The 22462-nt window shown below is 48.0% G+C and carries 19 protein-coding genes; 2 read left to right on the forward strand and 17 right to left on the reverse strand.

The window, feature by feature from the left end:
* Positions 1-14: 14 nt before the first annotated feature.
* From AC0YNT_RS20265 to AC0YNT_RS20310, 10 genes are all read right to left on the reverse strand, one after another.
* On the reverse strand, positions 15-1121 hold the full coding sequence (locus AC0YNT_RS20265) for an ABC transporter ATP-binding protein (protein ID WP_475806259.1): 1107 nt from the start codon (positions 1119-1121) through the stop codon (positions 15-17).
* A 146-nt stretch (positions 1122-1267) separates the two neighbouring features.
* Positions 1268-2668 (reverse strand): ABC transporter substrate-binding protein, encoded by a 1401-nt coding sequence (locus AC0YNT_RS20270; RefSeq protein WP_475806260.1) that lies wholly within the window; start codon positions 2666-2668, stop codon positions 1268-1270.
* Between the two features lie 162 nt (positions 2669-2830).
* Positions 2831-3436: a thioredoxin family protein gene (locus AC0YNT_RS20275; RefSeq protein WP_475806261.1), complete on the reverse strand. Its 606-nt coding sequence runs from the start codon at positions 3434-3436 to the stop codon at positions 2831-2833.
* 235 nt (positions 3437-3671) lie between these two features.
* Positions 3672-4469 (reverse strand): alpha/beta hydrolase family protein, encoded by a 798-nt coding sequence (locus AC0YNT_RS20280; RefSeq protein WP_475806262.1) that lies wholly within the window; start codon positions 4467-4469, stop codon positions 3672-3674.
* A gap of 33 nt (positions 4470-4502) precedes the next feature.
* Positions 4503-5579 (reverse strand): ABC transporter substrate-binding protein, encoded by a 1077-nt coding sequence (locus AC0YNT_RS20285; RefSeq protein WP_475806263.1) that lies wholly within the window; start codon positions 5577-5579, stop codon positions 4503-4505.
* Between the two features lie 46 nt (positions 5580-5625).
* Positions 5626-5958 (reverse strand): 4Fe-4S dicluster domain-containing protein, encoded by a 333-nt coding sequence (locus AC0YNT_RS20290; RefSeq protein ID WP_167279085.1) that lies wholly within the window; start codon positions 5956-5958, stop codon positions 5626-5628.
* Positions 5955-7571, reverse strand: a complete 1617-nt coding sequence (locus AC0YNT_RS20295; RefSeq protein WP_475806264.1) for an FAD-dependent oxidoreductase — start codon at positions 7569-7571, stop codon at positions 5955-5957. The genes AC0YNT_RS20290 and AC0YNT_RS20295 overlap by 4 nt, the downstream gene beginning before the upstream one ends.
* Positions 7572-7652: 81 nt before the next feature.
* Positions 7653-8552 carry an ABC transporter permease gene (locus AC0YNT_RS20300; RefSeq protein WP_475806265.1) on the reverse strand — a complete coding sequence of 300 codons (900 nt, stop codon included), beginning with the start codon at positions 8550-8552 and terminating at the stop codon, positions 7653-7655.
* Between the two features lie 16 nt (positions 8553-8568).
* Positions 8569-9366: an ABC transporter permease gene (locus tag AC0YNT_RS20305; RefSeq protein WP_475806266.1), complete on the reverse strand. Its 798-nt coding sequence runs from the start codon at positions 9364-9366 to the stop codon at positions 8569-8571.
* A gap of 271 nt (positions 9367-9637) precedes the next feature.
* Entirely contained in the window at positions 9638-11089 is a 1452-nt protein-coding gene (locus tag AC0YNT_RS20310; protein ID WP_475806267.1) for a DHA2 family efflux MFS transporter permease subunit, read from the reverse strand.
* Between the two features lie 179 nt (positions 11090-11268).
* Between AC0YNT_RS20310 and AC0YNT_RS20315 the strand changes: the two genes are divergently transcribed.
* Positions 11269-11955, forward strand: coding sequence for a TetR/AcrR family transcriptional regulator (locus AC0YNT_RS20315; RefSeq protein ID WP_475806268.1), 687 nt, complete (start codon positions 11269-11271; stop codon positions 11953-11955).
* Between the two features lie 922 nt (positions 11956-12877).
* Here AC0YNT_RS20315 and AC0YNT_RS20320 read toward each other — a convergent pair.
* From AC0YNT_RS20320 to AC0YNT_RS20350, 7 genes are all read right to left on the reverse strand, one after another.
* Positions 12878-13558, reverse strand: a complete 681-nt coding sequence (locus tag AC0YNT_RS20320; RefSeq protein WP_475806269.1) for an SdpI family protein — start codon at positions 13556-13558, stop codon at positions 12878-12880.
* Positions 13559-13561: 3 nt separating this feature from the next.
* A complete protein-coding gene (locus AC0YNT_RS20325; RefSeq protein WP_441892255.1) occupies positions 13562-13828 on the reverse strand; it encodes an autorepressor SdpR family transcription factor in 267 nt (88 codons plus the stop codon).
* A gap of 184 nt (positions 13829-14012) precedes the next feature.
* The gene (locus AC0YNT_RS20330; protein WP_475806270.1) at positions 14013-18113 is read right to left on the reverse strand and encodes a discoidin domain-containing protein; all 4101 of its coding nucleotides are present in this window, start codon (positions 18111-18113) and stop codon (positions 14013-14015) included.
* A 330-nt stretch (positions 18114-18443) separates the two neighbouring features.
* Complete coding sequence (locus tag AC0YNT_RS20335; RefSeq protein ID WP_475806271.1) at positions 18444-18767, reverse strand: lipid-A-disaccharide synthase N-terminal domain-containing protein; 324 nt, start codon at positions 18765-18767, stop codon at positions 18444-18446.
* Positions 18768-18769: 2 nt separating this feature from the next.
* On the reverse strand, positions 18770-19477 hold the full coding sequence (locus AC0YNT_RS20340; protein WP_475806272.1) for a glycosyltransferase family 2 protein: 708 nt from the start codon (positions 19475-19477) through the stop codon (positions 18770-18772).
* The gene (locus AC0YNT_RS20345; RefSeq protein WP_475806273.1) at positions 19470-20507 is read right to left on the reverse strand and encodes a GDP-mannose 4,6-dehydratase; all 1038 of its coding nucleotides are present in this window, start codon (positions 20505-20507) and stop codon (positions 19470-19472) included. Before AC0YNT_RS20345 ends, AC0YNT_RS20340 begins: the two co-directional genes overlap by 8 nt.
* Positions 20504-21862, reverse strand: a complete 1359-nt coding sequence (locus AC0YNT_RS20350; protein WP_475806274.1) for a UDP-glucose dehydrogenase family protein — start codon at positions 21860-21862, stop codon at positions 20504-20506. The genes AC0YNT_RS20345 and AC0YNT_RS20350 overlap by 4 nt, the downstream gene beginning before the upstream one ends.
* A gap of 118 nt (positions 21863-21980) precedes the next feature.
* Here AC0YNT_RS20350 and AC0YNT_RS20355 point away from each other — a divergent pair, with 118 nt between their 5' ends.
* Positions 21981-22430: a MarR family winged helix-turn-helix transcriptional regulator gene (locus AC0YNT_RS20355; RefSeq protein ID WP_475806275.1), complete on the forward strand. Its 450-nt coding sequence runs from the start codon at positions 21981-21983 to the stop codon at positions 22428-22430.
* Positions 22431-22462 lie beyond the last annotated feature (32 nt).

Below are 22462 nucleotides of genomic sequence, written 5' to 3' on the forward strand. Positions count from 1 at the left end.
TCTGTCTCTCAAAGTCACGTGAACCGGACACCCGTATTCACATCAAAAAACAAAGCCTTCGACATATCCGGCACAATGCGCACTTTCTCGTCATCAGCCCAGCGTCCATGCGGGCTTACGCGGACGAGCAGAAGCCGTTCCTGCCCGATATCCAGATGCAGGAATCGGTCAGCACCCATCAGCTCGCTGAATTTATAAATACCAGTCACTACCGAATCGGAATACAGTCCCTCAAGGCCGATATTCTCCGGACGAATGCCCAGCGTAACCGCCTTCCCAATGACCCGGTGCTTCTGCAGAACGGATGCTGCAGGCTGCGGCACCTCGAGATCAAACCGGGAGGTCCGAAAGATCAGTTTTCCAGGCAGCGTCTCCTCAATGCGTCCAGCCAGAAAGTTAATCGGCGGCGAACCGATAAAGCTGGCGACGAACGTATTGCTAGGTGTGGAATAAATGACCTCCGGCGTATCGATCTGCTGAATAACGCCATCCTTCATAACGACGATCCGATCGGCCATTGTCATTGCTTCGATCTGATCATGGGTCACATAAATAAAGGTGGCATTAAGCTGTTTATGCAGCTTGATGATCTCTGCCCGCATCTGCACGCGAAGCTTTGCATCCAGATTGGACAGCGGCTCATCCATCAGGAACACCTGCGGCTCGCGGACAATCGCTCTGCCAAGCGCAACGCGCTGCCGCTGGCCGCCTGACAGTTCCTTCGGCTTACGGCCGAGGAAGCCTTCAATCTCCAGCGCTCGCGCTGCTCGCTTCACCGCCTGGTCGATCTCATGCTTCGGCCGTTTGCGCAGGCGCAGGCCGAAGGCGATATTTTCATACACCGTCAAATTGGGATACAAAGCGTAGTTCTGGAACACCATCGCAATATCCCTGTCTTTGGGCGGAAGATCATTCACCCGTTTGCCGCCGATAAAAATATCGCCTTCGCTAATATCCTCGAGTCCCGCGATCATTCTGAGCGTCGTTGATTTTCCGCAGCCGGAAGGACCAACAAATACAAGAAATTCCCGGTCCTTGATCGAAAGATGGAAGTCCCGGACGACCTCGTGTTTGTCTTTGCCGTACCTCTTATACAAATGTTGAATCTCAATAGCAGCCATCTCCTGCACCCCCGTAAGCTTTGTATATGCATGAAAAAGAGCGCGCCTGCCCTCAGGCAAGCGCGCTCTCCTTCATTCCTTCACGGCTGACAAGAAGCATAAGCTCCGCCGCGCAATCCCGTGAAGAGGTATGCGTCACCGCCCGTTTATTTGGAAGATGTATTTTGCAACTCCTGAACTTGCTTCTCAATCGCGGCCTGCGCGTCCCGCAGTGCCGAGTTGATGTCTTTGCCATTCAGCGCTATGTCCTGCTGCGCGGTATCAAGCTGCTTACGCACCTTGCTCTCGAATTTGTTCGGTTTGATGACTTTTCGCGGTTCAGATTTGAAGATATTGTCGATCTTCTTCCCTTGCAGCACCGGCACATCCGCGCCAAACTGCTTCTCGAGATCATCGTTTGCGATAACCGGAACTCGGCCATTTCGCGCCATAATTCCCTGTACCTCATCGGACAGGATATAAGCCATAACTTCAAACGCTTCGTCCTTATGCTTGCTCGACTTCGTCAACAGCATGGAGTGAACGTTAACAACCTTATTCGTCCCTTTCGCCTCATCAAAGGCAGGGTACGGCGCAATATCCCAGTTCAGATCAACGCTACCGTTCTTGTCATAAAGCTCTTGAAGAGGAGGTACGACCTGTGCGACATTATGCGGCAGCAGAGCCAGCGTCTTATCGACGAAGAAGATATCATCGTCATTCGCGTATTGGTATCGTTTCTCCGCGTCCACAAAGCCCGGAATATCGTAAATTTCCTTCCAGAGACCAAACAGCTTCACCCATTTGTCATTCGTCACATCCGGCTTGGCAGTTGCTGGATCAAGAATCGTCGCATCCAGCTGAGAAGCGATATCCGTTGCAGATGCAAAATCAATGCCGGTATAATGTGTGCCGCCGTCATCCTTAGTCAGCTGCTTCGCAAGAGTGACAATATCTTCCCAGCTCGACTGCTCGTCGCTTGGATACGGAACGCCAAACTTATCAAAGATGTCTTTGTTGTAGTACAGAATAGGCAGGTTGATCGACAGCGGAAGAACCGAAAACTGCCCTTCGCCCGAATACGTCTGAATCGCATCTCGCACGACCGGCTTCAGACGGTTTAAGTCGAGATTATGCTTGGCGATCAGCTCCGTCAGATCCTCCGGCAGATCGAGGTCCTTGTAAGTAGATGTCGCTCCCGCCGTACTTGTAATAATAATGTCCGGGATGCTGCCTTGTGTGATGAGCGGCTCGATCTCAACATCTTCCGGAACATCCACCCACTTCACCGTAAAATTCGGGTATTTCTTCGCGATCGGCTCTTCGAAATATTTCTTGAATTCCGACTGCGTAAATGTAATACCGGCTCGCATAACCGTAATCTCTACTTTCTCTCCACCCGCCGCTTGCGTGTCATCTGCTTTGGCTGTTTCAGTGCTTCCTGCGTTATTTGAAGGAGCTTTAGTATTGTTACTGTTATTGTTATTGTTGCTTGAGTCTGATTGACTTGAGCAAGCTGCCACAAACAGAAGAATAAGGGCAACTGCCAGTACCGAAAGTCGTTTCATTGTTTACACCTTTCCTTTTTGACGAGTGAATGATAGCTGTTAAATACATACTTTTCATATATGTATAATTGGTATTTAACCTGTAAAAATCCCGCCTCGCGAAATCCCTTGAGCATTAAGGAAACGCTTAAGGCGGGCGTCATGCTGTTCCTGATCAGTTGGTTATTGAGCCTGTTGGGCAGGCTGAGGAACCAGATCGCAGGCTTCTTCCGGTATCCAGTGTCCATCCTTGCCTTCCCACTTCACATTGCAGCCGAGCGGGTTCGTAAGCTCCGTCGTAATCGGTTGGCCAGCCAAGTATTCAGTCAATACATCCTCTAGATCATATTTCGTGATGGCCGAGGAATCCTTCGGATTATCGACAGCACGCCCGGTATAGATCAGCTTGCGGTCCGCGTCAAACACATAGAAATGCGGTGTACGCAGCGCACCGAAAGCGAGGGCCACCTCTTGCTTCTCGTCATGCAGGTACGTCCACGGGAACTGATGCTCCTCGATCCGTTCGATCATTTTCTCATAGGAATCTTCTGGTTTAGTCGCTGAACTGTTCGCGTTAATGGCTACGAAGGCAACACCATGCTGTCCGAATTTGAGAGCAGTCTGGCGCGTCACTTCATCGGAACCTTTGACGAATGGACAATGATTGCTGGTAAACCAAACCACCAGCGCCTTTGCCTCTGCGAAGCTGTCCAGTTGATAATTGCCGCCGTCTGTTCCCTTCAGTTTAAAATCCGGAGCCTGTGCCCCAATTGATAAAGTAAATGCCATTTCGTTAATCCCCTCTCTGAATCTAGATAAATATTATGGAAAAACAAAAAGGAGACATTCTCCGCCTGTCTGGCAAAAAATGTCTCCGGTGAGCCGGTCGACCAAAAGTTATGGTTAAAGAATAATTACGATAGCTTAATAATAATATATAATTCCGATATGTCAAGTATGGATTTTACTTTAATTTTACAATAATTATATTTAATCCCATTCAATTTTCATCTATCTGCCTTCCTTATGCTAATTTCTCCTGGAAGAAGAGGATCGTCGCCTGTAGGGCGGCTCGCAGCTGCTCGGTAGCCCCTGTATATGGATGTACTGCATTAAAGGTATGGTCCGCTCCTTGCACAAGCACATATTGCTGTTGTGGTGCCTCTTGCCGGAAGTAGTGAAGCTGCTCCAAAAGCGGCTCGCGGTCTTGATCCCCCTGCACAATAAGGGCGGGAAGCTGTAAGCTAGTGAAGACTTCCCGGATATTAAACCGCTGCTCATTCTGCTTCCAATCCTCTCGGACGATCTGCTCCAGCAAGGATTCCGGCTCCCCTGCCTGCGGTTGGCGGGAAGGTGGTGGGCCGCCATTCCATACAGCCAGCGCACTCACCTGTTCAGCATGTTCACCCGCTGTTACAATGCTGCTTCCTCCAGCTCTGCTGTGGCCAAGCAGCCCGATTCGTGCTTTATCCGCCGCATAAGGTAGCGGCAAATCGCCGCCCTGCAGAGCTTCAATAATTAAATCCAAATCATCCAGCTCTTGGGAGAAGGTAGATGCTGCAGCAACAGCTCCTTCTTCCAAGTCATCTTCCTTAGCGGAAACGCGAGAGAAATTATAGCTGACCGTATAAAAGCCTTCTTCGGCCAAACGACTTGTCACTTCCGGCCAAAACGCCCAATCCTTATGTCCTCTAAACCCATGGCTGACAATAATGGCCGGGTGCGGCAAACCATCATCCAACACTTTTACTTCTCCTTGCAAACGGCTCCCCTTGCTTGATACTAATGTGAATGACTCAATGGTCAGCGTATGATTCCCCATGCTTATCCCTCTCCTTCTTCCCTTACTTACGAGTTACTTCACTTCCCAATCCTCAATCTTGTAGTCCTTCTTAGCCAGACCTTCCTCAACGAGGAAATCCTTCGTACCGGTAATGCGCGTAATGCCATCTGTCGTAAATGGTTCGACTGTAATATCACTGATCGGGCTTACCTTCTTCGCCAGATCCACCGTTGTTTTATTCAGATCAGCAATAAACTGGTAGTACTCCTCTTCATGCTGTTTTAAATCCTCAAGCGCCTTTTGACGAGCTTCATTCCATACCTTCGGGAAGTCAGGGAACTTCTCCAGATAGCTCTCCGATACAACGGTCACACCTGTTCCATGCAGCTCAGGATGCTTGGTCGAATCATCAATCAGCGTATACCCTTGAGCCAGCAGCTTTTGGGCAGTGTAACCCGTATTCGTCAATGCATCTATGTCGCCTCTTGCTAGTGCAGCCTGAGCATCCGGGATAAGCATATGAACCAGCTTATAATCCGTTACCCCTGCTTGCTTAAGCAGCCCAACAACGTAACGGTGCATATAGGAGCCTTTTTGAATCGCAATCGTTTTTCCCTTCAGTTCTTCAATCGTCTTAGGACCATTAGGTCCAGAAATTAAGTAAGCAACATTGGTAATGTTTGTTTGATTGATCAGTCTTGTTTTTGCACCAGATCCATGCGCAATAATCGCAGGAGTATCGCCCAACCCGCCAAAATCAAGCCGTCCGCTGATCAGTGACTCCGTCTGGTCCGGACCATTCGGGAAGCCCGTCAGCTTCACTTCTTTGATGCCGTACTTTTTCAATTCCTCTTGAATGATGCCTTTGTAAAAGCCCCAGCCTTCCGCTCCGCCGGGAAGATTCTTATCATTACTTCCAATGTAGCCGTAGTTCAGCACGGATGGGACTTTACTGTTCGTATCCGCCGCTGCCGCTGTCTCCGTGCCTGTTGAAGCACCCGCATTCTTTTCCTTCGAATTTGAATTCGAATTCGAATTACCGTTAGCTCCGCACGCCTGCAGCCATACCGTTGCCAGAATCAACATCGCCATTAAGGCAAGCCTAATCGGCCCGCGCAATCCTCTTTGATTTTCTCTGTTCTTCTGCATAAGACAGACCCCTCTCAGTGGTTAAATAATTAATTGCAATAAATGGTTAGAACCTTGCAAACAGCGATAGCCGGTACATGTAATCATGCGAAGCAACAGGCTTTCTGCCTTTGCCCCAGCCGACCTTCTCCCGATAGCCGCCAAGCAAGCCTTGCTGCTCAGCCTCCTGCTCCGAAATACCAATCACCTGCTCCGAATCCGGCGCCACATACAGTGCATCAACCGGGCAATACAGCTCACACATGAAGCAGGTTTGGCAATCGTCTTGCCTGGCGATGACGGGAATTCCATCCTCCCCGCGGTCAAATACGTTCGTCGGGCATACCGATACGCATTGGTTACAGGAGACGCACCGGGACTCGCTTACTACCTCAATCATGGTGCGATAACCTCCTTCTCTGCAGGTGCTTCATTGACGGCTTCCGGCTTCACCCATACCCGATCAAGCCCGCCGCTGATCAGCCGATAATGCTGCCCCGCATCCAATGTCGGAAAATCCTCACGCTTGTGCATGCCGCGTGTCTCCTTCCGGGCAAGTGCGGAATTGTACATCCATCTTGCCGTAGCTGTCATCGCAGCAGCTTCGCGTGCTTTTACTCCCTTAGCCGAGCGCTCCACCGACTGATTCCGCTGGTCATTCCACAGCCCATCAAGCCGCTCGAGCGAGCCTTTCAGCCCTTGCTCCGTACGGAACAGATTGCGATCATACGGCGTAACCTCATCCTGCACCGCACGGACAATTTCCTCCGTCTTGCCCGAAGACGAGGCTGCAGTATTCGTAATGACTGAAGTGGAAGCACTACGAAGATTGCGGTCAGTTGCATGGTCTCCTGCTTTTTTCGCATAAGCGGCAGCGCCTTCCCCAGCGAATGAACCAGAGGACATCGCCCAAGCCGCATTATGGCTGCCGCCCCCAGTGAAACCGCCGCAGATCAGCTCACGTGTAGCTGCATCACCTGCTGCATACAAACCAGGCACCGATGTAGCGCAGGTTTCATCAGTAATGCGGATACCGCCTGTTCCGCGAACCGTCCCTTCCAGCCTGAGCGTTACCGGAAACAAATCCGTAAACGGATCAATTCCACGGCGGTCAAACGGCAGGAAGAAATTCGTTTGGTTTACCCGCAGCAGCGGTTTAATTTCCTCCGGAGCAAGATCCAGCTTCGCATACACCTGTCTCCCATCCTGAAGCTTACGGGCGATGATAGAACGGCCGCGTTTCGAACCTGCGCCTTCCACCGGCGTACCATCCTCGTAATAAAATGAAGCGTAGGAATAATAAGCCGTCTTCGTAACGGATGAGAAGGTTGGGCTGATTGCGTAAGCGTTCGAAAACTCCATGCCTGACAGCTCAGCGCCTGTCTCAGCTGCGAGCAAATACCCATCACCAGTCAAGACATTGCAGCCAAGTGCCCTGCTGAGGAAGGCACATCCACCCGTCGCGATTACAACGGCACCCGCATGTACCGTCCATGAATCTCCGGTTTGCGTCTGTACGCCAGACGCGCCGCCAACGCCATATTGATCCACAAGCAGCTCGAGGACAGGGCTGTGATCCAAAATTTTTACGCCTGCTTTCTGTACCAGCCTCCGCATTAACCGCATATATTCAGGTCCTTGCAGCCCTCTCTTATGCAGATTGCCGTCGTCATCCTTCGGAAACGGATATCCCGCATGGCCCAGACGGTTCATATTCTCGTACGTACGGTCAAGCACTCTATCCATCCAGCGGTGCTCGGCAAGGCGGCCGCCCATTTCGTAACGACTTGCCTTCGCCTCCTCACGCAGTCGTTCATCCGGATTCACATACCAAACGCCGGTGCCGGATGGAGCTGTTGCACCACTTGAGCCGCAATAGCCTTTATCCACCAGAATAACCTTCGCACCTTGCGAAGCAGCTGTGATCGCCGCCCATGTTCCCGCTGGTCCACCCCCGATAACAAGTACATCCGCTTGCAATTGAATAGCACCGATTGGTGATAAAATCGACATTTCCTTTTCCCCCTCATCAAATCATTAATTGAATATTTCGATTATTATAGAGCTTGCAGGGCGAGGACAGCCGTACAGACATTAGCCCTTATAGCTGTCACGCCAGTTCAGCCATCTGCTCTCAAAACCTTTCATGAAAGAATCGATAAGCTTGCCAATAACCGCAAATAGTATAATACCAACAAATATGATCGAAGTTTCTGAATTCTGCTTCGCCTCATTGATGAGGAAGCCGATACCTGACCGGGAGCCGATTAACTCCGCTACAACAAGCCCAATCCAGGACACGGCCAGTGAGATGCGCACACCAATCAGAATATCAGGAAGCGATGCCGGAATAATAAGTCTAATCAGTCGCTTCAGCGGGCTGAAGCCTAGTATGCTTGCCACTTCAAACAGCTTATTGTCCACATTGCGGATCCCTAGAAACGTATTGATGTATAACGGGAAGAAGGAACCGGTCACGATGATCGCTATTTTCGAGGTTTCTCCGAAACCGAACCAGAGGATAATAAGCGGTGCGATGGCGAGATGCGGAACTAGCCGAAGCACTTGAATACTTGGATCAAGCAAATATTGAGCTTTCCTGAACAATCCGTTTAATAATCCGAGCAGAAGCCCTGCTGCTCCTCCGATCAGGAAGCCAAGGCCGGCTCTGCCCATACTTACCAGCAAATGATGCAGCAGATTTCCCGATGTTACAAGTGTCCAGAAAGCCTGCAGAATGGAACCCGGCGACGGCATGAACATCGGGGAAATGTATCCGGTCGATGCTGCAATCTGCCATAAGATGAGGAGAATAACTGGGATAGCAGCACCAATCGCTATATCCTTCAGTACGACTGCTGCAAGCTTCGATAGCCGCCATTTGCGCCTTGCCGCTCCGCTTCTAACCGCTCTCTCCTGTCCTGCTGGCCCCGTTCCATGATCAGTTTCTGTTGCCACTTGAGGCGGAACTATTGCTTCAATTGAATTGCTCATCTTTTATCCCTCCTGTCTATCCGTCATAACGGTCTTTCCATCTGAGCAGCCGTCGTTCGATCACAGCGAGCAACGAGTCCGTCAACAGCCCCAGTATGGCGAAGGTAAAGATCCCTACGAATACAACCGGCGTATCGGCAAACTGCCGCGCATCCGACATCATATAGCCGATTCCTGATGTTGAAGCAATCAGCTCCGCTACAACCAAGCCCAGCCATGAAAGTCCGATTGAAAGCCGTGCACCTAAGATGATGTTTGGCAGCGCCGCCGGCAAGATAAGCCTAGTCACTTGCTTGAGACGACTGAAGCCAAGCACTCTCGCCACTTCAAACAGCTTGTTATCAACATTACGGATCCCAAGAAACGTATTGATATAGAGCGGGAAAAAGGCACTTTTAGCAATAAGCAGTACTTTGGATTCCTCACCGATACCGAACCACAAAATAAACAGCGGCACGACAGCAAGGCTTGGAATCATCCTAATCATCTGAATGGAAGGATCAAGCAGCTTTTCTGTTCTTCTGAACAGTCCTACTGCGATACCAAACACCAATCCAAGCGAACCGCCAAGCGCAAATCCCAGCAGAGCCCTTATGACGCTGATTCGAATGTTCGTCCATAAGTCTCCGGAGGCCGCCAAGGAAATACCAGAATCAATAATCGTATACGGCGTAGGGAACAGCAATTCAGAGATATAACCGTAATGCCCAAGAACCTGCCATAAGACAAGTAAGGTTACCGGAAAAATAAGCGCAAGTCCTGTAAGCGCCAGCTTGCCTGGCGTTTTGACCGCTGCTGCAGCTTGACTGCTCATCTTCATCACCACTTTCGCTATCTCATTATGAAGGACAAAAAGAAAACAAAAAGGAGGCATCCTCATCATGCGAGAGAATGCCTCCGTTAGAACGGTAGACGATATGATTAATTTCATTAATTCCTATTGATTAACTCTGTTTTAAGATTAGCATGGAGGTATTTTACTGTCAATACAAAAAAAGCCACGACCTAAATAGAAGCCGGAAAGCCACTCTGAAAAGTGACTTTCCGGCTTCTGTCATGAGCCATGGTGCTTCTCTATTATAAAATTAGGCAGCAGCCGTAACGGTCTTAGCACGCATCGCTTTTTTACGAATAACGAGTGTAAACGGAATGGCTACTACAGCAATATAAGTCGCAATCATAAAGACGTCGTTGACGCTCAGTGTAAAGGCGAACAACGGAATTGTCTTCGCACTCTCTTGGCCAGCTTGCGTCAGATCAGTAGCATGCGTAATCGTATGGGAAGCAAGCAGTGATGTAAATAAGGCAATCGCAAAGGATCCACCCACATTACGTACCCAGTTCGTTACGGAAGAAGCGTGACCCACCATCTGCGGTTGAATCTCCTCCATACCAGCTGTGCTTGTTGCAGCAGCAGCAAACGATACTCCAAGGTTACGAACAGCCATCCAGAAAATAATATAGAAATGCGAGCTGTCAGTATGCAAATGAGTCATCTCATAACTGCCCACAATAATGAGTACAAGCCCGCCAATGGTCATCCATTTGGCACCAATCCGCGGATAGAGTTTACCAGCGATCGGCATAGCAAGCGCCATAACAAGCGAGGATGGGAGCAGGATAAGTCCTGTGTCCATCGCCGTAATCGCCTGAACGTTTTGTAAGAACAAAGGCACTAGCAGCGTACCGGAATACAAACTGATTGTAATGATCGTATTCGCAACTAACGTAATAGAGAATCGATAGTTTTTAAATACTCTCAGATCAAGCAACGGGTTCTCTGCCTTAAGCTCACGCCATATGAACGCAACCAGCATGAGAGCACCAAATACAAACAAGCCAATGACTTTACCGGAATCCCAGCCCCACTGCCGGCCTTCGCTCAGTGCCACTAGCAGTGAAACACTGCTGAGAACAACGGTAGCAAGACCAAGTTTATCTAACTGTTTGGCAGCACCTAATCTAATATCCGGAATCATCGCGATAATGAACAAGATCGCAACGATACCAATCGGCACATTCATGAAGAAAATCCAACGCCAGTTAAATTGCTCGATAAGCCAGCCGCTGATCGTTGGCCCAAAAGCTGGTGCAAGCATACCGGATAAGCCCCAGATACTAACGGCAAACGGCTGCTGCTCTTTCGGAATGGTTTGGAAAATAATCGTCATTGTTGCCGGCATAACAAGCCCTGTAAAGATACCTTGGATAATACGGAAGGTGATCAGCGATCCGGCATTCCAAGAAAATCCACACAATAAGGAAAATAGAACAAAGCCAATCATTGCATATAGATAAACATTTTTATAACCGAATTTATTCCCTAGAAAACCAGTCAATGGCGCGATTGTCCCTAAGGAAAGCATAAAACCGGTTAAGGTCCACTGCACCGTACTTAGGTCCGTATGGAAGTCCTGCATAAAGATCGACAACGCCACATTAATGGTGCTGATCCCAAGGATACTTAGAAAAGCACCAAAAAATATAGCAATCATAATCGGCCAGAATCGAATATTCTGGTTGGATGAAGTACTCATATGTTTCTCTTCTCCTGTTCTCTATTGGCCAGTTGGCCTATTGTAGAAATGATCATACTGCAAAAGCTAGTCAAAGTAAACTCATTTACACAAAATTAGTTTACTTTGACTAACAAGTCCATTTCTTTATCCGAAAAAATCATGTATACTCCTTACATAGGAAGTGAGTGTGAGCGCGTATGGAAACAACAAACGAAACGCAGAGCTGCCGATACACCGATGAAGCAACTAAAAACAAATATGTCGCCAAGCTATTGCATCCCATAAAGGCGAACGGCTTCCAAGGACTTCGCATGGATGACATCGCCAAAGCAATGGATCTGTCCAAAGCGACATTATACAAGTACTTCCCTTCTCGTGATGAGATTATCGAACGGCTAACAGCCCTTTATATTAGATATGTCGTGTGTGATGAGAGCCAATTGAAGGAAGGCAGCAGTGAAGCCTATATTCAGGGCTTTCAGTCCACCTTTGCCCAGACGCTTCTAATTGCAAACTATGGTACGGAAGCTTTCTTCCATGACTTACGTGAGGTATATCCTCAGCTGATGGCCTCAATTGAGGTGGCGATTAGTGATCGAAACAATCGCTTGCGGTCGTTTTATGAGCGAGGTATTGCCGAAGGGTATATGAATGATTTGAACGCGATGCTTTATATTTTGCAGGATGAGCTGATCTTCCAGAAGCTGCTCGATCCCCTTTATCTCATGAAAAACAACCTTACGCTGCGCAACGCAATATGGGACTACTATCAAATCAAGAAACAGCAGCTCTTCAAACACGATGTAATCCCTCAGGTTAACGATACGGTTATGTCGGAAAAAGTAGACTATTTGGTTCGTAAAGTTACTTTTGGTGTGGCTTAAGCGTTTTTCAGAAAGACGCCTTTGCTTTCTGAAAAATCGCGGGCTAAGCGTTTTCCCGAAGTTGCTCTTGCTTCGGGAAAATCGCGCCTGTTAAGCGTTTTTCAGAAAGAAGCTTTTGCTTTCTAAAAAATCGCGGGCTAAGCGTTTTTCCGAAGTTGCTCTTGCTTCGGGAAAATCGCGCCTGTTAAGCGTTTTTCAGAAAGTTGCCTTTGCTTTCTGAAAAATCGCGGTCTAAGCGTTTTCCCGAAGTTGCTCTTGCTTCGGGAAAATCGCGCCTGTTAAGCGTTTTTCAGAAAGTTGCCTTTGCTTTCTGAAAAATCGCGGGCTAAGCGTTTTCCCGATTCGGCTAAAAACAGAAAAAAGTCGTATGCCGTCAATTTCCGCGTCTTCGAATGAGCGGTCTTTTTTTTATCATTTTGTGGCTGGTGAAAGTTACTGTACAGATTCAACTTAGCTCACAGCAGTCTTCGGTAAGCCGACATATGTTGGATGAAATCCAACATATGAACATCCAGACCGAGCAAAGTAACTGGTTACTAATGCTGCACGGCTGCCTATGTTGGATTTTGTACAATACAATGCTGCGTCACACCAAGGTAACAGAAGCTACATTGGATTTCATCCAGCAGAATGAGCCCATTTAGGAGAGAGTAGCTCGATTTGGTGAAAGTTACTGTACAGAATCCAACGCAGCTCGCAGCAGTCTGCGGTGAGCCGATTTAAGTTGGACGAAATCCAACGAAGGGACGAGTCCAGGAGAGTAACTGGTTATTTAATTGTTATTTAATGCAGCATACCCGCTTAGCTCGATTACTCGGCGAGAACGTAGCCAACGAAAGTGACTATAGTCCTGAAACTAAAAAGCAGCTTTGCCGGGATTACCCCTGCAAAGCTGCTTTTTCTGTTAAGCCTTCTTTTTCCGTTAAGCTTTCTTCTTCGCTCCCGTGTACAAAAGATACGAATACATATATGGGATAACCACACTCAGCACAATACCAACGGCCAGAACTACAATAAGCCACTTAGCTGGAAATAGGCATGCACCAAGGAGCATCAGAATACCCGCTACAACCCATAACCGGGCACTTATACGGTGCGTGCTGCGCCAATTATTCTCGTCGGTGATTGCCCAAGGTGTCTTAATTCCTACAAAAAAGTTGCTGCGGATCTGTCCCATTCGATTGCCGATGACCATCCACATCACACCAAGTCCACCAATCACGATATTAATAAAAGGCAGATCGTAATCGAGATTTTGCAGCATCATAAGCACAAATGCGCCATGGATAAACAAACTTACGGTCCAACGAATGAGCATATAATAACCGCTGAACTTTGCATAGTTCTGACGACGCGGATCAATGTTTTTTACCACTGATAGAAAGACTGGCAACGCGATGCCGATACCTGCGTATACGAGCCACATATTCGATTTGGACATCGTACCGTCCTGCTCACCGTTGAGGTTGTAATGACTTCCGACTATATCGGGAAGCTGATGATTAAACAGCAGAAATACAATTCCAAAGATAACGGCATTAACAGCGAGCAAGATCCAGTCTTGCTTCGACCAGCGTTGAATTTGATTCGTTGCATCATTCATGGTTCATTCCCCTTTCGTCCCAAGCATCCCAAGAAACCAGCCCATCGCTTCCTGTACGACGGTCATATTCAGCGAGTACACGCGGTTCTGACCTTGTCGTTCTTCGCTGACCAGCTTTGCTTGCTTGAGCAAATTCAAGTGATGAGAAATGCTCGGCTTGGAAATATTAAATTGATCGGCGATTTGTCCGGCGGATAGATCTTGTTCCTTCAGCATCTGGAGGATTTGACGACGAGTTGGGTCGGACAACGCCTTAAACGCATCATTCAAGCGGCTCACCTTCTTATGAATCATTCTATTCAATATTTAGATAATAATCTAAATATCGAATTAAGGCAAGCGATATAATCCTCCACTTTCTGTATCTTCCCCTCTCTTTGCCTAACTATCCGTGAAGAAAGCCCTGAGGCCAACAATGGCCACAGGGCTTCACATTCCCAGAAAATATTAAGAATTAATACCCGTGCACATCAAAACTCCAGAGCGAGTAACCCCACTGCGTCCCACGTTCTGTGCCAAGCATACGGACATAACGGCCATTGCCGTTCACATTCTGATCCAGGTCGCTGCCTGTACCCGTTGTTGTACTGTATAGATCAGTCCAGCTATTCCCGTCAGTTGAGATTTGCAGCTTAAATGATTTGGCATAAGCGGTTTCCCACTTCAGCTTAATATTGGTTACCGTGCGGTTCTGCCCAAGATCAACCGTGATCCATTGCGGATCAACGCCCGTTACCGAACCCCAGCGTGTGCCCGGATCGTTATCAAATGCCGAAGCTGCAACAAAAGGATCTTGGTAAGATGATGCTGTCGCTGTCTTGCCTGTAGACAGCAAGGAAGAGTTTGATGTCGTTGCCGCATGACCGTATACCTCAACTTCATAAAGCGAATAGCCGAAGGCTGTGCCACGCTCTGTCATGTAGATTCTTACATAACGTCCTGTACCTGCTGCGTTAAACTCATCCGTGCCGCCGTCGCCTGTTGTTGTCGTGTAAATATCGGACCAATTCGAGCCGTCAGCAGACACTTGTACTTTATACGATTTGCCGTACGCTGTCTCCCAGTTCAGCTTCACACGGCTCAACTGCTGCGAGGAGCCGAGATCAATGGTAAGAGTTTGCGGATCAGCGCTTGTTACAGAAGCCCAACGTGTTGCTGCGTTGCCATCAACCGCATTCGTACCGGCAAATGGGGTTTCTGTCGACGATACTGTTACTGTTTTGTTAAGTGCCACATTAGTGTTGGTACCGCCGTTGCCGTTATCTCCACCACCATTGTCACCTCCGTCTCCACCATCTCCTTCACCAACAGGAACCCAGTTATCTCCGGCATTCGAGTTCACCATCGGATTAACGGATACGAGTGATTTCGCAGCTACTACTGCTGTTCCTGTCGTACCTGCAGCGTTCTTAAACGTTACCGTTACAGGACTCGCCGTCGGATTCCATACTTGCGCTGTATAAGTGGTTCCTTTCTTATACACCGTTGCGCTTGTCCATCCTGTTGCCCAGACGTCTTTCGTACGGGAACCAAGTGTTGCCATGTTATGAACAAACCAGTACGTGTTGAAAATCTCATTTTTCTGCATACTTGTCGTGCTCCACTTATTAATGACCGCCTGCGGATCACTTAACGCCTGGATCGGCCACACGATATGATACCAGTCTGTCTCCTGACCGCCGTTATCGGCGACAAAGCCGTTATACAGACCAGCCGCTTTGCCTTGTGGAAGACTGTAGCTTGTCAGATACTCCGCCGTTGGAAGCCAGTGGATACCGTATACATAGACCGGATCTCCGTTGAAGAAGGTGCCGAAGAAATTAGAAGCACCGTACACTTGTCCAACCGTTTTGTGTGTATATTGTGGAAGCCAGTTGTCTCCGTCGTAGTTGAACCAGTATTGCATAACGGCATTTAACTCTGTCGTAAAGCCATAAATGGCCGCATTACGGAACGCCGTATCTCCATTGGTCAAGCCCCACATGTATTGGCCTACCCAGCCAAACAGTGATTCGCCTGCCGCTTCCTGGTTGTTGCCGTTGTCATTATCCGCATAACCACCTGCCCATGAATGGCCTTCATACGGGTCAAAGCTGCGGAAGAACGGGAACATGGAATCTGTTCGTGATGGGTTCGCATAGTCACGAACCAAATGGTCAATCATTGGTCCGTATTTCGTTTTGAATTCATCATCGAATGTAGCAAGTACTGCGGAAGCAAAGACATAGTAGCCATACGTAAAGTGATGGTCCGTAATGCCATTGTTGGCGCCAAACTCACTGGATTTGTAATACGTTGTACCCCAATCCGAGTTGTAGTACAGGAAGTAGTCCGGTTCACCATTCGTGTACGTATACCAGTCTGTCAGAATGGACTTGATCCGCGACAGGAATTTATCCCGATAAGCCGTCTCACCAAGCTCATTAGCGGCAAGTACGCCCATAGCAAGCGGATGAAGCTTCTTGCCTTGCCAATAAGCATCGGCAGCCATTAAGTTACTTGTTGTTTCCTCATCCAGCGCTTTCAGATAAGAAACCATAAGTGACTTGTCATAAGCCGAATCGGTTGGCTGTGTGAACTGCGGTACGATACAGTAGAAACGGTCAACCGTTGTAAATGTATTGCCTTCGCGCACTTTCAACGTTCCGCGGACCGAAGGATAAGTCAGCGTTGTAAGTGGTGTCGAAGACACTTTCCATTGATGCGGAAGCAGCGTTGTCAGCGCTTGATTCGAGAAGCCTGTACGCTTAAGCGCAGTCGTCAACGTGTAATCTGTTGTGACTTGCGAAGTTGATTCGTTATAGTTGTAGTTCACTTTCGTATCTGTTACGTAGGCATAGGCATGCTGGTAGAAGTAGTTAAGGTTCGAAGCTGTTGGCATTGCACCAATCGACAGGTAATTCCCGCCGCTGCCAAGCTGGATTTTCACCTTTGCTCCAACTTTCTTAAACACCGTTCCGGCAGGAGCAAAAATGCCATAGTATCGGGTAAAGGATGTACCGCTGCCATCCGTATTCGTAAGCTTAACCCCAATGTGGTCAGCCGTCAGTGTTGCGCCTTCTGTTGTCAGAACGGAATTGCCGTTATCATCGAATAATTGCGTGATAAGCGAAGAATAGATCTCTACCGAGTTTGGATCGGCAAATGTGTTATACACGTAAGGCGAGCCTTTTACAAAAGTAGATTTCATCTTGTCTGTTGCGTCATCACTTACAACAGCGTCTACTGACCAGTCTCCATATCCGGTGACGCGGGTTTGAATCTTCGAAGTATTAATGCTATTCGACATAACGTAGAGATCCGGGTTGCCATCTGCATTAACCGCTCTGCCGTCTGAAGACAGCCAGCCTGCTCCTGGATTCAAGATACCAAGACCTTGCTGGAAGTACTTCGCTTTCAGCGGCAATGTCACCAGATAGTCGCCATATGGCTTGATTAGGAGGGATTGCCACCAGTCATTCGACGGGATTGGTGTCGTAATATTGGATGATTTGTTTGCCGGATATTTTGGCTGCGGCATATGCATATCATTCGTTAAATAGCTGCCAGAGCCCGATTGTACAGCTGTTGGTGTTGGCAGAGCTGGAATCGTATACGTCGGCTGCGGCTGGCCTGCGATATAATCATAGACTTCAAATTCAAGCAAGGAATAACCAAAGCTTGTTGCACGTCCGATACCGTTCATCCGAACGTAACGTCCGTTTGTATATAGCGGGATTTCTTGCTTGCCTCCCGCAAAGTGGAGCTCACGGTAGACGGTTGTCCATTGCGAGCCGTTATTCGATACTTGAACATCATAAGCCCGTCCGGCTGCGGCTTCCCAATTCAGGACAACCCGGCCAATCTGATGGGCTGCACCAAGGTCCACATAAATCCATTCACTGTCTGTCGCATTGGACGACCAGCGAGTTGTTACATTGCCATCAACAGCATTGGAAGCTGCCGTTGAGCCCGGAGGTAAATAGGCGGAATTTTCAGTCGATGAAACCGTGACTGGTTTGTTCAGCGCAACGTTTGGACCGTAGTCAACCGGAGGCGCTGTCGAGCCGCCTGTACCGTATACTTCAAACTCCAGAATGGAATAACCATAAGCAGCAAGAGCACGCTGCGTGCCATACACTCTTACATAACGTCCGCTGCCTGTAAGAGTCAGGTCATCCACACCACCGTCTCCGGTCGTTGTGGAGTAGACATCCGTCCAGGTAGATTCATCATTGGATACTTGAACCTTATAGGCCGTTGCAAAAGCACCTTCCCACTGAATCTTTACACGGTCAATCGCAGCATTTGCACCAAGATCGACATACAGCCATTGCGGGTCAACGCCCCATTGGCTTCCCCAGCGCGTCCCCGTTGAACCGTCCACCGCTAGATTTGCTGCATTTCCGCCTTCCACCGAAGAGGCGTATGCGGTTTTGTTTTGCGATAATAAATAAGAGCCCGCGGCGTGTGCTTCGCGGATGAACAATGACGATACGAGTGAGACCAGCATGACAGCGCAAAGCGTCAGGATAAGCAGCTTGTTCGTCGTCGTTGTCCGATAAATAGTGTACATTCGTTGATTTCCTCCCTATATTAGATAATCAATTCATGGCTATGTTTTGTTGGAGTCAATCGCATGATTTGCCTCCTGTCAGCCCTCCTTTCCAAATCAACGATTACTGGCAACGCTTTCATCACCATGCACGGATTAGTATACTTCTAGGGCATAAAGGAAGAACATGCCAATAATTAGCGTTTTATGCCACGATCTCTTGAGCTTGTCCTTTTGTAATCGCATAGTCCTGGTCCCTTCTTCTCTCAAATAAAAATGCACCACCGGAAAAATCCACCGGATTACCTAAATAGGTAAGCCGATGATCTTGTCCGGAGGTGCATCAAACGTTCAGAGATCAACGGAATTGCTGTTCGAGGTTTGCATTCGTGCTTTACGATTCAGCATAATATTACGGAAATAGATGAAGACGCTTGGCAGTTGACCAAGCAGGAATACTGGATCCTTACGATAAATCGCATAAATAGATAATACGGCACTGCCTAGAATGCTATAGATCCAAAATGATTGAGGAATGACGGTTTGTTTCGCTTTTTCGCTTGCCAGCCATTGGGTTATAAACCGCATCGTGAACATGATTTGTCCAATGAAACCAAAGATAATCCATCCCATGTTGCCAGCCGACACATTGCCTATTATCGAATGCCACCACATGATTAATGGCCTTTAATCTGATAGCGAATGACCCGTTTACGGAGCCAGCCAATGACGATTGCATCCATAAGTCCTACGAATGCCCGATTAAATACGCCATATTTGGAAACGCCATGCTGTCTTTCCTGGTGGGATACCGCAACCTCAATCACTTTAAAGCCGTTGATCTTCGCTAATGTCGGCAGGAAGCGATGTTGTCCCTCGTACAAATAATAACTGTCTGCCACTTCACGCTTCATCAGCTTCATCGGGCAGCCCGTATCATAGATTTGATCTCCCGTCAGCCAGTTACGTACGCCATTCCCGACACGGGAGGATACTTTCTTCACGACCGTGTCTCTTCGTCTAACACGCTTGCCGTTAACGAAGTCCATATTTGGAATATAAGGCATCAGCTTGAAAATATCACGTGGATCCGTCTGCAAATCGGCATCTATAAGTGCAACAAGCTCCCCCGCTGAGCCTTTCAAGCCCGCATAAATGGCCGCAGTTTGGCCGCAGTTTTTCTCGAAATGAATGACTCTCAAGTGAGGATCCTGCTCAGCCAGTTCGTCCAGCAGAAGCGCGCTGCGATCCTTGCTGCCATCGTTAATCAGTACAATTTCATAGCTTTCAACTTTATCTTTCACCGCATTCGTAATGGCCTCATGCAGCAGTTTAATATTCTCTTCTTCGTTATATATTGGCGCTACGACCGATAATTTAACCATTTGAATCCCCCCTATACCATCTAACAAACTTGTGTAATCCTTCGGCAAAATCGGTCTGTGGTTGATAGCCGAACAACCGATTCGCCTTAGATACGTCTGCGTAGGTTTGCTCCACATCTCCCGGCTGGTTAGGCAATGTACGAATAAGAGCTTTTTTGCCAAACTCCTGTTCCAAGCTTGTAATTAAATCTCGGAGCGTGATGGTTCGGTTCGTGCCCAAATTCACAACTTCATAGACGCTAGTGTTCTGTTCAACATACGATAACGCGCCAAGAATACCGGAGATAATATCACCAATATACGTGTAGTCCCGTCTCGAGAAACCCTCCCCGTACATCGTTAGTTCTTCATCGCGATCGAGCATTTTGGCGAATTTGTGGATCGCTAAATCCGGCCGCTGCCGCTCTCCGTAGACAGTGAAGAAACGCAACATAATCGTATCGACATGATACAGATGGTAGTAAGTATGTCCCAGCACCTCACAAGACTTCTTCGTTGCCGCATAAGGTGAAATACTGTAATCTACCACATCTTCCTCGGAAAAAGGCACCTTCTTGTTATTCCCATACACTGAAGAAGAAGAAGCGCACAGCCATTTGCGAACGCCATGCTTACGCATCGCCTCCATCACATGCAGAGTGCCCTTCACATTCACTTCCTCATATAACAGTGGATCCTCAATAGAAGGCCGAACCCCAGCCATTGCTGCAAGATGAATGACCGCATCAATCTTCTCGCTTGCAAATACCACATCCAGCTCGTCCATATGACGTATATCCGTGATCACCAGACGGTAATGATCCGATTCCACCATGGCTTGAAGCTTGGCCAAATCCTCCGCTTTATCTCCCGAATAGGAATATGGAAAACTCGATCCTGTACTACTCAGGATATTCCTGATTTTCGTTTTATAGTCGTACACGTCATTGAAATTATCGATATTAATGACACGATGGCCTTGGCTGAGCAATTGCTCGCAAAGATGAGAGCCGATAAAACCAGCTCCCCCGGTTACGCAGTAGGTTTTCATTGTGCCTCCTGCAATAGATACCCGTATTCGCTTGAACCAACTGGGTAATATTGAAACCATTGACGCACAGCTGAATCCTCGGTGAACATATTCCGCATATCAAAAAAGACATTGCCGCGCATCGTTCTTACAAGCTTCTCCCAGCTGCTCGTACGGAACTGCTCCCATTCCGTCATAAGCACAATAGCGTCTGCTTGCTGTGCGCATTCCGCTTCACTATCGCAATATTGAATACGGCTGTTGAGCTCCGTCCAATGCTGCTTCGCTAATCTCATCCCCTGCGGGCAATAGACCTTAACGGAAGCTCCTCTGCTGAGCAGTCCTTGGATAATCTCATAGCTTGGCGCATAACGGATATCATCCGTATCCGGCTTAAAGGCAAGCCCCCATATCGCAATGGTTCTTCCTTTTAAGGTTCCATCAAATGAGAGCACCTCTTCGATCTTCGAGACCATCTTCGCCTTCTGCTTGTCATTTGCGGCAATCGCCGCACGCACTACATAAAGCTCCTCGCCGTTCTTCCTGCCGACATCCACGATCGCTTGCGTATCTTTCGGGAAGCAGCTGCCTCCATAACCGGGGCCTGCCTGCAGGAAATGCGGCGAGATGCGGTCATCCATCCCCATGCCCGTCGCAATATCTTGAATTCTCGCGCCAACCTTCTCGGATAAAAGGGCTAATTCATTAATGAAAGAAATTTTCACCGCTAGGAATGAATTGGACGCGTATTTAATCATCTCGGAGCTTTCCCAGTTCGTGAATAGAAACGGGACATCCTGCTCAAGATGAGTAGCGTAGACGGTCTTCAGCAGTTCCTTCGCTTCTTCGCTTTCCGTTCCAATAACAACACGGGATGGCGCTAACGAATCGCTGACTGCCTTGCCTTGTCTAAGGAATTCTGGATTCGAAGCAACATCAGCCCGGCAGGAAGTACCTCTAAGAATCCCGTCGAGATATAAGGCAATACTTCTGCTTGTTCCAACCGGCATCGTCGATTTGCTGACGATTACTTTATAACCATTTATATATTTACCGATCTGCTGCACAACTTCCCAGACATAAGAAAGATCCGCACTGCCGTCTTCTTTTGCAGGCGTTCCAACAGCTATAAACAGGACATCACTGGATTGAACGACTTGCTGCGCACTTGTTGTGAAGGATAAAGTCCCCTTTTCCAAGCCCTCATGCAGAAGCTCTTCAAGCCCTGGCTCGTAGATCGGTGAAATGCCTTGGTTTAGACGCTCGATCTTGTGCTCATCTACGTCCATGCAGGTAACTCGGAACCCATAACTGGAAAGTACAGCGCCATGAACAAGTCCAACGTACCCTGTACCCATTACTCCTACGTTAACCATCGTTTCACCCCATTATTTTGGTGATAAATATTTAGTTTACCAACTTAACTATAATAATAATGAGAATTATGATATATTTCAAGTATTAACAATTAACAACTGAGGAATAGGAGCAGGTATGGACAAAGACAACCAACAAGAGATCATACAACAACTGAAAAGTTCTTTTACCCGCTTCGCCAAAGCGGAGTGGCGACAAAAATCGGTAAGAGGACTAAACCGGAGTGAGCTGCGTCTATTGTTTTGTATCATGGCGAATACCGATGAGGGCAATCCCAAAATCAAAGTGTCCGAAATTAGCAAAAGACTGCTTGTCACAACACCAACCGTCACCCAGCTCATTAAGAAGCTGATCGCAGATGGGCTTGTCGAACGAACGGTAGATCCTGATGACCGGCGAGCTGTAGGAATCGAACTGACTGCTAAAGGTGAGGAAATTGCTAAAGAAGCAGACGAATTGTTTAACCAGCATCTTGGTGGACTCATTGAGCATTTGGGCGAGGAGCAAAGCCGAATTCTTGCTGAGTTATTGTCGAAAGCTTATAACTACTATAATGAACGAGATTAGAATGAAAAGAGAGGGACATCCCTCTCTTAGTT

This window comes from Paenibacillus sp. J22R56 (assembly GCF_056269375.1).

Excerpts from the sequence above, each read along its gene's own strand:
- AC0YNT_RS20265 (WP_475806259.1), bottom strand. The coding sequence starts at position 1,121 with ATGGCTGCTATTGAGATTCAACATTTGTATAAGAGGTACGGCAAAGAC.
- AC0YNT_RS20270 (WP_475806260.1), bottom strand. The coding sequence starts at position 2,668 with ATGAAACGACTTTCGGTACTGGCAGTTGCCCTTATTCTTCTGTTTGTG.
- AC0YNT_RS20275 (WP_475806261.1), bottom strand. The coding sequence starts at position 3,436 with ATGGCATTTACTTTATCAATTGGGGCACAGGCTCCGGATTTTAAACTG.
- AC0YNT_RS20280 (WP_475806262.1), bottom strand. The coding sequence starts at position 4,469 with ATGGGGAATCATACGCTGACCATTGAGTCATTCACATTAGTATCAAGC.
- AC0YNT_RS20285 (WP_475806263.1), bottom strand. The coding sequence starts at position 5,579 with ATGCAGAAGAACAGAGAAAATCAAAGAGGATTGCGCGGGCCGATTAGG.
- AC0YNT_RS20290 (WP_167279085.1), bottom strand. The coding sequence starts at position 5,958 with ATGATTGAGGTAGTAAGCGAGTCCCGGTGCGTCTCCTGTAACCAATGC.
- AC0YNT_RS20295 (WP_475806264.1), bottom strand. The coding sequence starts at position 7,571 with ATGTCGATTTTATCACCAATCGGTGCTATTCAATTGCAAGCGGATGTA.
- AC0YNT_RS20300 (WP_475806265.1), bottom strand. The coding sequence starts at position 8,552 with ATGAGCAATTCAATTGAAGCAATAGTTCCGCCTCAAGTGGCAACAGAA.
- AC0YNT_RS20305 (WP_475806266.1), bottom strand. The coding sequence starts at position 9,366 with ATGAGCAGTCAAGCTGCAGCAGCGGTCAAAACGCCAGGCAAGCTGGCG.
- AC0YNT_RS20310 (WP_475806267.1), bottom strand. The coding sequence starts at position 11,089 with ATGAGTACTTCATCCAACCAGAATATTCGATTCTGGCCGATTATGATT.
- AC0YNT_RS20315 (WP_475806268.1), top strand. The coding sequence starts at position 11,269 with ATGGAAACAACAAACGAAACGCAGAGCTGCCGATACACCGATGAAGCA.
- AC0YNT_RS20320 (WP_475806269.1), bottom strand. The coding sequence starts at position 13,558 with ATGAATGATGCAACGAATCAAATTCAACGCTGGTCGAAGCAAGACTGG.
- AC0YNT_RS20330 (WP_475806270.1), bottom strand. The coding sequence starts at position 18,113 with ATGTACACTATTTATCGGACAACGACGACGAACAAGCTGCTTATCCTG.
- AC0YNT_RS20335 (WP_475806271.1), bottom strand. The coding sequence starts at position 18,767 with ATGTGGTGGCATTCGATAATAGGCAATGTGTCGGCTGGCAACATGGGA.
- AC0YNT_RS20340 (WP_475806272.1), bottom strand. The coding sequence starts at position 19,477 with ATGGTTAAATTATCGGTCGTAGCGCCAATATATAACGAAGAAGAGAAT.
- AC0YNT_RS20345 (WP_475806273.1), bottom strand. The coding sequence starts at position 20,507 with ATGAAAACCTACTGCGTAACCGGGGGAGCTGGTTTTATCGGCTCTCAT.
- AC0YNT_RS20350 (WP_475806274.1), bottom strand. The coding sequence starts at position 21,862 with ATGGTTAACGTAGGAGTAATGGGTACAGGGTACGTTGGACTTGTTCAT.
- AC0YNT_RS20355 (WP_475806275.1), top strand. The coding sequence starts at position 21,981 with ATGGACAAAGACAACCAACAAGAGATCATACAACAACTGAAAAGTTCT.